This window comes from Nocardia cyriacigeorgica (assembly GCF_005863245.1).
GTDB lineage: Bacteria > Actinomycetota > Actinomycetes > Mycobacteriales > Mycobacteriaceae > Nocardia > Nocardia cyriacigeorgica_C.
In genome coordinates, this window is record NZ_VBUT01000021.1 from 1 (window position 1) to 8915 (window position 8915).

The window sequence follows — 8915 nt, forward strand, 5'->3', positions numbered from 1 at the left end:
GGAGGGGCTTTGCCGCAGTGACGCCAGGATCAAGTCCACGATCACGCCAACCGGAATACGGCCGGCCGTTGTCGGATGAACGACCGATACCCGCATCACGCGGACTCTGCCACGCTCGAATGCGACGAATCGTATCGATGATCTGCGAGGCAAAAATGTTGGTGACAAAGAGAATCGGGCTTCGTGCGGGCCGCGCCGTGGCCACGACCATGACAGTGGCGGCGGCGATCACGCTCGTAGGTGCGGCAGGGGTCACTGCGGCGCCCGGCACAGGAAGTTCCGGAAGCAGTGACAGCGGCAGCAGTAGTGGTAGCGGAGGCAGCGGGTCGTCCATACCGAGGTCCAAGCCGTGCAACCAGTCGACCCAATCCGGCGGTGCAGGTGTCACCGATACTGTGCACCACCTCGGCACGAGCGGACCCACCTCCTTCGTCCTGGCATACGAGACCTACGACATCCCCGACCAGATCGAAGTGTTCTACCAGGGCGGACTCGTCCACAACACTGGCTACATCGGCGACAACATCAACCAGGGAACCGGCTCGGTTGTCGTCGCGCTGCCCCCGGGTACCGAGACATCGGTCCTGGTCCGTGTCACCGGTCCAGGCGGCACGGACTGGGAGTACACCGTCAACTGCCCGATCCGCTGATCGAGTTCGCGCAGCAAGCGTTGCGTGTACTGCCGAACCACAGGCCAGGACGTCGAGTACTCGCATCGCTACCGCCCGCGAGGGGTGGCGGCAGCGATGCGAGCGCTCACGGGCACCAGCGGTTACGCGCTGGTGCCGCTTGTGGTTGCCATGGCATGCAGCGATCGAATAGTCATCGCCTTTCATCAGCCCACTCTGCGGATGCACCCGGGATCTAGGCATCCACACGCCTTCCCTCGTGCACTCCGAGAGTCGGAAGCATGCGTTCTGGCGGGGTACGGATGGAAAACAGGCTGCGGTACCTGGCCCGGCGTCTTGGTTTGCGCGTGTGTGTGCTGTTCAATTCCGATATGGGGATTCGCCGCATCCTGGCTCTGGCCGGCATCGCCGTCACGGAGCTTCCGGGGGAGTACGCCCAGCCGGGGCGCGTCAGGCGGATCGGGTATGTCGAAGACCACCAGGCTATGGCCGTCGGGCTCGCTGCGGTGCTCTCGGAGCAGCCGGACCTGTCCGTTGTCGCAATGGCGCCTACCGTGGGTGAGCTTCTTGCCCAGTCGACGGACCTGGACCTGGCCATCCTGGATCTGCGATTGGCTGACGGATCGAGCCCCCGGACCAATGTGGAGACGCTGCGACAGCACGGGATCGGCACCGTCGTCTACACCACCGGTGATTGGCGTGATCTGATCCGGTCGGCTGCTCGGGCCGGGGTGCTCGGCGTGGCGTTGAAGAGTGATCCGATCGAGAAGACGATCGCTATGATCCGGGCCGCCGCGTCCGGGCGGCCCGTGGCAACCACGACCTGGGCGTCAGCTATCGACTCCGACCCCGACCTCACCAGTTTCGAGTTGCCGCCGCGACAGCGGCAGGTACTCGAGCTGTACGCGAACGGCGAGACCGCGGGCGCGGTCGCGAGGAAGCTGGGGCTGTCGGAGTACACGGTCAACGACTACCTGGGGCGGATCCGACGCAAGTACGCCGAAGCCGGACGGCCGGTCAAATCCCGCATCGACCTGTACCGCGCAGCCGAAGCGGACGGTTTCATCCGCGGCAAGCGCCGGAACCGGTGACTTCGTCTGTGCAGGCGTTGGACAGCGGGCTCGACAACGAGACCCGGCTGCTGCGTGGCGCGGGCATCTTCGTCGGCTCCGGAGGACTGTTCTACGGATTATTGGTGCTTCCGCGCGTGTCGTCCCAGGCGTTTCTCGCCGAGTGGTGGTGGACGCCGATTTCTTACCTCGCAGTGTTCTCACCCGCGGTGCTCGTCGCCGTCGCTGCCTGGCGCTATCGGTTCGGCGTGGCGCGGATTGCGTCCGTCGTCTTCGCGTTCGCCTATCTTGCCGCGGCGTCGACCTGGCCACTGGTGCACACGGGAGTAACGCTGCCGACGGACGAAGGATTCTGGCTGGTCTGGATACCCGGCCTGCCGGCGTTGGCACTGTCGCTGTTCTGGCGTTTCGCTCCCTTCGTCTACCTGGTCGCCGCAGCGCTTCTGAGCCAAATCGTGGGGACGCTCGCGCGGGACCCGTCGGTGAAGACCCCGTTCATTGCAGAGGTCATGTTCGCTTTCACCTATTCGGCGCTCCCGTGCGCTGCATGCGTCATGTTGGTCCGAGTCGGGCGGATGCTGGATGAGACGAGGCAATCGGCGCTCGCGGTCGCCTCGGCCACTGCGGCAGCGCAGGCACGTCGGTTCGAGCGGCACCGCTTCGACGCTTTGACTCACGACGGCGTGATCGCCACGCTGCTCGAAGCCTCGCGGTCCACTAACTCGGCCATTCTGGCTGACTACGCACGGAATACGATTGATGACCTCAACTACCTTCATGCGGGGCTGCCGGTGTCCGACACCATCGGCCACGATGGCCTGATAGCGCGCGTCCGGGCAGTGATCAGCGAGATCGACGACAGGGTGCCGCTTCGTGTCGAACACGATGCGCACGACGTGATGGAGATCCCCGCCGAAGTGGCGACCGCGATGACAGCCGCGGTCGGCGAGGGGCTGCGCAACTGGAAAAGGCATGCCGGAACAGCAGACTGCGAAGTTGTCCTTGCACTTGGCGACCATGGGGTGCAGGTCGAGATCATTGACAACGGCATAGGATTCGACCCCCGAGCGGTCCCGCCGCATCGCTTGGGCTTGCGGGCCAGCATCATCGATAGGCTGTCGGAAGTGTCCGGTGGGCGCGCCGAGGTCATATCGGCCCCCGGACAAGGCTGTCGCGTGAAGCTGGGTTGGGCACCGTGATGATTCGGGGCGCCGGCCGACTCGAGGATGTCCGTGACGTCCTGGGTATGCGCACACCGTTCGCGTGGCTGCTCGCAGGCGCGTTCAGCGTCACGATTATCGTCATGGTCTTCACCGCCGCAACCGATGTCGGGCAGTTGTGGCTCTTGACGCTCGCAGCCACGATCATCCTCGCCGCCGGGTGGGGGACCATGCTGGTTCCCGGCGATCCTTTGCCCACACGGTGGGCGGTCACGCTGGCCGCAGCCACACCACTCGGGACAGTCCTTGCCGTTTCCCAGCTTCGCGTGCCGCTCGACACCTCCACCCAGCTGTGGTTCGTTGGTGCCACTTCGGCGTACCTCAACTTCCTGTGCGTGCGCGGTGCGACATCGCTGGCCTGGGTCGCCACCATCGCACATGTTGCCATTTGCGGAATGTGGTCGGCCCGAACCGGTCAGGGCGCGATGACGGGGATCGGTTTCTCCTTCATCAATTTCATCCCTCTGCTGATGGCGACTGTATTCGCCAAAGTGGTGCGGCCGAGAGCCCGGTCCATTCTCAACCTGCGTAGACAAGAGACCGAAGCCGCCGCCGCCGAAGCGGCTGCGCTGGCGATCCAACAGGAGCGAGACCATCGGCTGGCACGTCTCGATAGAACTGCCCGGCCGTTGCTGGAGATCATCTCCTCCGGCCGTCCGCTGTCTGCCGAGGAGCAGTACAAATGCCGGCTGGTCGAGGCAGAGCTACGCGATGTCATCGTCGGAGGGCAGCTGGTCGACGACGAAGTAGCCCAGCGGGCGAGGGCTGCTCGCGCCCGTGGAGTGAAGGTCGCGCTCGACGACAGCGGTGGACTCGAACGTGCCGATGAGACACTACGGCAGTCGGTGCGCACCGTCGTCTGCGATGCGCTCGACTATGCCCAAGCGGGTGCCGTCACCGTGCGGACCTTGCCGCCAGGACGCAGCAATCTGGTGGCGATCCTTGTCCGCGACGCCACGGAGTTGCGGATCGAAATCACCGAGGACGGCGTCATCCGATCAGACTTGGACGAACGACCTGTTGCTATGCCTAACGATGCCCTTGACCTCGAGGGCTGAAATCTAGGGAATTCCGTGACAGCCTGCAGTTTCGTATCGTGGACTCAGCGCCGATGGTCGTGGGAACCGGATGTTGTCGGCGTACGAATCGACAGACGCGGAGCGCCCGATGACGACGATCGCACCCCCATACCGTCCCCGGACCCCGTTGCACAACGGCGGTCCTGTCACGGCCCCATCGGTGAACTGGGCAGACCCACGGCTATCGGGCCGGGAGCGTCAGGTGTTGGTTGCGTGGCTCCTCGGCGACAGCAAGGGCGCCGCCAGCCGCGAACTTTACGTCTCGTCCAGCACAGTCATGACGCACATAGCCCGGATCCGAGACAAGTACGCGGCAGTCGGACGCCCGGCCCCCACCAAGGCCGCTCTGTTGGCACGGGCGCTGCAAGACGGGCTGGTAACCCTCGATCAATTCTGAAATCTGGCTGCGTCGATGCAGTTCGTTGTCAAGCGATAGGTGGCTGTCGAATGAAGTTCAATCCACCACCGGGGTGGCCGCAGCCGCCAGCTGGCTGGGAACCCGATCCCGGTTGGTCACCTGATCGGAGTTGGCCTCCGGCACCGCCGGATTGGCAGTTCTGGCAAGACGATGACACGAAGGGCGGCGTGCCCCGACCGGCCACTGCGGGCCGCCGACGCCGCCCAGCCGCAACGATGCTAACCGTGGTCGCCATAGTCGGAGTTGCGGTCATCGGTGTGGCGTATGCCGTGCGTGACCAGAATGCCGATGACATCGAAACTACCTTGGAGCTATGGGCTGAAACGTTCAATGGAGTGAACCGAATCGATGCTCGGCAGCAATTGACCTGTGCAGAGAACCGAACGGGACACTCGCCCAGGGAATCTGCCTCGACTTCAGGTACTGAAATCGACGTATACAGCGGAGTCGGCGAAATGAAGATCGGCCTTGGGCTGGACACTGCATACGCAGAAGCGATGATTACCACATGGGACACCGCCGACCCCGAAGGTCAGTATGGACGGAATGCTTCGCGTCTCGAGGTCGGCTTCGAGCTGAGAAAGGAAAACGGCGAGTGGAAGGTTTGCGATTGGGGCTCGTCGAATGGGGGGAGTGACTCTCCGATTTCTCGCAGCCGATTCTCACTGCTTGGCTGGAAGATCTCTGGTCCCCCCTCGTAAGGGACCCCAGCGGCACATCGGCCAGAATGCAGACGCCGATGCCTGGTGCTGACGCAGCATACTGCTGTCGCGCCACGAGGTATCTCACGGGCTGTGTCTGTCGTTCGACCGATACCTCTGCACTGGTCTGGGACCGAGAATGCTCGTGAGCGACCGGTGATATGTGACTCTGGCGGGCCTCCCGTCGGACATTGCCGTTGCCCAACTGCACCGGACATGCCGCTAGATGAGCGCGAAAATCGGAGAGAGGCACCATGAAAGTCCGACACACTCCTCTGCCCGCGTTCGTTTTGGCGTTAGCCATCGGAGTGACCACGGGGTGTTCGACTGAACAACCTGACGCCGCAGGCAGCAGTCAAACGGCGACGAGCCGACCAGTCGGCGTTGCCGTGTCGACTGGCCCACGAGAGAGACTGACGATCGATACATCGCCGTCCAGCGTCGAACTCGACGACTCAACCGGTGAAGTGTACGTACTGGCGTCGAACGAGATCCTTGTTTTCGAGCAGAAGTCGAACGCACTCATCAACCGCATCCGGGTAGCCCCTGGAGCAGAAGACATTGCTTTCGATCGAGTGAATCGCACTGCCTGGGTCAGTGGCAGCAGCCGTTCCAACGCGCCGGAAGACCGCACAGTCAATATCGTCGACACCCAGACCAAACGGGTGATTGGCTCGGTCGAAGTGGCATACCCCGCCATCGCCGTTGGTGTCGACCCGCTTGCTCACCGGGCGTTCGTGGTGAACCGGCCCGATGATCAGACCAAGGTTCCTGACTCGCGCGCTTGGTTGACCGTGTTCGACACTCGTACACGGGAAGAGATCACAACGATTGACCTGCCGTTCGCGGCATACGACATCGACGTAGATCCGAATACGCACAGTGTGCTGATCGCGGGCTGGTTCAACGCCGCGCTTCTTTCAGCTCAGACCCTCGCCGTCGATCGCGCCCGGTCGGTCGGATCCGCGAGCAGTTCGCTGGAGGCGGTAGTCGATCCCGAGCGAGGACGCGCCTACGTCGTTTCTGACGGCGCGATGTGGACGATCTCCACCGGGACCAGCGCGAGTGTGACTGAGCGTGAAATCGACTGGGATGAAGGATCGATGGCCATCGGGCCGGGCAGCACGCTGCTCGTTGCAGACTACGAAAACCGCGGCCTGCTGGTGATTGATCCTGAGACCGGCAGCATTCTCAGGCGAGTGCCGGTCGACGTCGCGCCCAATAGTATCGCGACCACGCCGGATCGGCGAATCGCTTATGTATCTAGTAATCCAGACAAGGCTCTGTCGATTATCAGGTTCGAATAGTGGCAGCTACCCGAGAGCTGCACCATTCGCCATCTACAAGCAGACACTCGCTGCGCTGGGTCCGACCTACCTGACGACCTCGGAATTGTAGGGCGGATCGCCAGCATGCTGAAGATCGCACGTTACCCACGTTGAGTTCGATTTGTCCGCCGGTATTTTCAGCGGTCGAGGCGTGCGATCTGGGCCTCGAACAGTCTCGGAACGATTCCTGGATATCTTGTGCGAGGTCGTCACGATTGTCGCTGAGTTCGTGTGCGATGGGCAGCAACTCGTCCGCCGGCGTTGTTACGGCACTATCGTCCCTTCCATGTCCGGTTCCAGCCCGGCCGAGCCGAATATCAACGGCTATCCGCGAGGATCGGTTGCTTGTCGGTCGAACAACCGATACCCGCCGGTGTTCGATCCGACTAGCCTCAGTAGCCGCGACGAACTCGGGCAGTGTCATAGCCCAGGGGACTGCGCTATCGGAGCCGGTCGCCCCCCGCTCGCTGCGCGCATTCGTGACGAATTGCGGCGGGACAACAGAATCGGAGAGCGATGTACGGTCAGCACCCTCGAGCGAATCGGCGCACTCTTGTGACCAGTGCGGTGGTTCTGACGGCGGTGGGTCTTTTCGGTATCGGCGTCACGACAGGATTCTGGGCCAACAACGAGCGGATCGCTCACAGCATTTCGTCGGCCCAGTCGTCGCCAGCGCCGGTGCCGTCGGAATCCGAAGACGAACAACTCGGGTCGATGATGCCTGATGTGCGTGGACTCAGCGAACCGGTGGCGCGGCAGGTACTCGCCGACTCGGCGGCGGGCGGCGCGCGGGTGGATACCGAAAGCCGTCCACATGCGGGGCTGTCCGGCGTCGTAATCGAGCAGCAGCCTGCCTTCGGAACGGCAGTTCCGGATGTAGTACGACTGACGATATCTGCTCCGGCGGCCGTTCCTGCCGTAGACGGCCGCACCGAAACCGAGATCCGGGCGCAGTTACTCGAACTCGGAGTCCAAGCGAACGTGGTACGTCGCTATGCGCGCGGTTCGGCACCCGGCGCCGTGCTGGGAATTGAACCACCGGCGGGATCGCCACTTCCCGAGACCGTCACCGTCACTGTCGCCGATACCGCTGCCACCGCCTACCTCGCCGACGTCGAAGCAACTGAGAATTCCTGTGCTGCGGGCAGCTACACGCAGGCGGGTGCCCGTAAGGACAATGCTTTGTCGTGCCGGGTGAACAATCGTCGAGGTTCCGAACCGAAGGGTCCCATCTGGGAGTTCGCTGCTGCCGTCGATGAAATCGAGCTCACCTTCGGCCTTCCCACGGATGCGAAGCCGGGGAGCTCGGTACGCGTGGCCATCTACGTCGACGGTCGGCCGGCGGGCGAGACCGAGGTTGCATATGGCGCGACCGCTGACCTCGGGGCCGTGACTACCGGTGCGCTGCAATTCATGGTCTTTGCCACGCCAACAGGCGGTGACCCGGATACCGTGACGGTCACCGGAACGGTGCGTGGCAGCCGCGACGCCATCGTCGCACTCACAGAGGATGAATGAGGATGCGGACGACGGCTCTGACGGTCGCAGTACTACTCGTGATGCTGTGCACCCTGTTCGGGGCTGTACGGCCGTCGCCCGCATCCGCCGCCCCTGACACCGCCCGTGATGCTCCGGTACTCATGGTGGTCGATACCTCAGGCTCCATGGGAGAAAAGGGCAACAATGGAGTCCAGCGGCTCGCCGATGCGAAGCGATCGGTGCTGTCTGTATCGCAGGCACTTTCGGATGGCGTGACCTTTGGAGTCTGGACCTACCCCAGCGGTGGTAGCTGCTCTGGCGGCGCCTTCGTCGACGGCGTCGACATGCGGCCCTTAGATCCGGCGCTGCGCACTCAGATGACGGCCGACGTGCTCGCACTACGGCCGAACGGGGATACTCCCACGGCACCGGCATTGCGTGCAGCGGTGGACGAGTTGTCGAAACGTCACTACGCCGCTGCCACCATCATCCTCGTCTCCGACGGCGAAAGCACTTGCGGCGGTGACCCTTGTGCCGCCGTGAAGGACATCGTTGCCAGCGGGTTGGATCTCACCGTCCATACCATCGGATTCGAACTGTCTGGCGAGGGGCGTGACCAACTCAAATGTATCGCGGATGCGACGGGCGGCGGCTACCACGATGCCCAGCACGGAGGGGAGCTCATCAAGACTACTTCGGCTATCACCACGCGCGGCCTCGAAGTCTCCGTTCGAGCCCCTGCGAAGGTGATCGGTGGTGGTGTTGCGCCGATGAAGGTATCCGTCCGCAACGTGTCGCTCACCGAAACGGCCACCGACGTTCGCGTCACTCTGGGATTCATCGAGCACAGCGAAATGTTCCGCAGGATCGCACCTCCGGTGGTGCGGCTGGGCAATCTACTGCCTGGTAAATCGGCCGAGCATATTTGGGAGTTGCCGGTGGCAACGACGGAGAACCAAGTCGAGGCGAAGTACCTGTTCATGGCGGCGTC

10 protein-coding genes are annotated in these 8915 nt (G+C 63.2%); 9 read left to right on the forward strand and 1 reads right to left on the reverse strand.

The annotated features are described in order from the left end of the window. A partial coding sequence (locus tag FEK34_RS31065) for a hypothetical protein (protein ID WP_249359739.1) occupies positions 1–334 on the reverse strand: 334 nt, incomplete at its 3' end. A gap of 61 nt (positions 335–395) precedes the next feature. Here FEK34_RS31065 and FEK34_RS31325 point away from each other — a divergent pair. From FEK34_RS31325 to FEK34_RS29690, 9 genes are all read left to right on the forward strand, one after another. Continuing rightward, complete coding sequence (locus FEK34_RS31325) at positions 396–650, forward strand: hypothetical protein (RefSeq protein WP_306795181.1); 255 nt, start codon at positions 396–398, stop codon at positions 648–650. Positions 651–1000: 350 nt separating this feature from the next. Next, complete coding sequence (locus FEK34_RS29655) at positions 1001–1720, forward strand: LuxR C-terminal-related transcriptional regulator (RefSeq protein ID WP_416382455.1); 720 nt, start codon at positions 1001–1003, stop codon at positions 1718–1720. Positions 1721–1728: 8 nt separating this feature from the next. After that, positions 1729–2898 (forward strand): sensor histidine kinase, encoded by a 1170-nt coding sequence (locus FEK34_RS29660; protein WP_249359736.1) that lies wholly within the window; start codon positions 1729–1731, stop codon positions 2896–2898. 47 nt (positions 2899–2945) lie between these two features. Then, the gene (locus FEK34_RS29665) at positions 2946–3977 is read left to right on the forward strand and encodes a hypothetical protein (RefSeq protein WP_228794114.1); all 1032 of its coding nucleotides are present in this window, start codon (positions 2946–2948) and stop codon (positions 3975–3977) included. Between the two features lie 109 nt (positions 3978–4086). Next, complete coding sequence (locus FEK34_RS29670) at positions 4087–4395, forward strand: LuxR C-terminal-related transcriptional regulator (protein ID WP_228794117.1); 309 nt, start codon at positions 4087–4089, stop codon at positions 4393–4395. Between the two features lie 245 nt (positions 4396–4640). Beyond that, positions 4641–5117, forward strand: a complete 477-nt coding sequence (locus FEK34_RS30325) for a hypothetical protein (protein WP_171048483.1) — start codon at positions 4641–4643, stop codon at positions 5115–5117. A 254-nt stretch (positions 5118–5371) separates the two neighbouring features. Continuing rightward, a complete protein-coding gene (locus FEK34_RS29680) occupies positions 5372–6424 on the forward strand; it encodes a YncE family protein (protein WP_138453286.1) in 1053 nt (350 codons plus the stop codon). Between the two features lie 576 nt (positions 6425–7000). Then, entirely contained in the window at positions 7001–7963 is a 963-nt protein-coding gene (locus FEK34_RS29685) for a PASTA domain-containing protein (protein WP_171048485.1), read from the forward strand. Between the two features lie 122 nt (positions 7964–8085). Next, a partial coding sequence (locus FEK34_RS29690; RefSeq protein WP_171048486.1) for a vWA domain-containing protein occupies positions 8086–8915 on the forward strand: 830 nt, incomplete at its 3' end.